Here is a 695-nt window from a genome sequence, read left to right as displayed (position 1 = left end):
GAGAATATTCATTCCCAAGAGCAGTGGCGAGACAAACTTGCTTGGACGCAAAACCAATTAGAAAAGCTCGAACCGGACATTATCGGTCTGCAAGAGGTGTTCAGTATCGAAGAGACCCGCGCGTACTTTTTGTCACTTGGCTTTCCGTATTTCGCTACGGTCGATACCCCAAAAATAGAAGACGAGTATATTTATTCTCGCCCCGTCGTCGCGATTGCGTCTCGCTTTCCTATTGAGGATGTAAAACGCGTAGAGTTCGATTCAAACTCACTCACGCCATTTGGGGTAAATGAAGCGCCCGATTTCAGTCGCAAGCCGATTTATGCGCAAGTCGTTCACCCAGTCCTTGGTCACATTGCCATATATGTCACTCACCTCAAATCTCAACGCCCTGCGGATACCGAAACGCCAGAACCATCAAGTCGCATAATGGCTCGTTGGTTGTCTACACAGCAACGCGGTTGGGAAGCGGCCATGTTGCGAGACGCGATGCAGGCACAATATCGAGCACATCCGATACCGACCGTGTTAATGGGTGATATGAACCAGCCCATCTCAAAAGAAAGCGTTAATAACGTGCTTATCGAAACATTTAGTGACAGCGTCACTGAATTACAACTAAAGGATGGTTGGAATCTGCAAACGGGCTCGTCTCTTGAGGTGCGCCCAGCGACTCACTACCACTTTTCTACGGG

At 48.8% G+C, this 695-nt stretch carries 1 protein-coding gene; it reads left to right on the top strand.

Annotation, left to right across the window (positions count from 1 at the left end; translation table 11 throughout):
- Positions 1-695, top strand: a 695-nt coding sequence (locus R8N47_RS25310) for an endonuclease/exonuclease/phosphatase family protein (protein ID WP_318186124.1), incomplete at both ends; no start/stop codon positions are given.

This window comes from Vibrio sp. 2132-1 (genome assembly GCF_033344315.1).
This window is presented reverse-complemented; position numbering and strand designations above follow the sequence as displayed.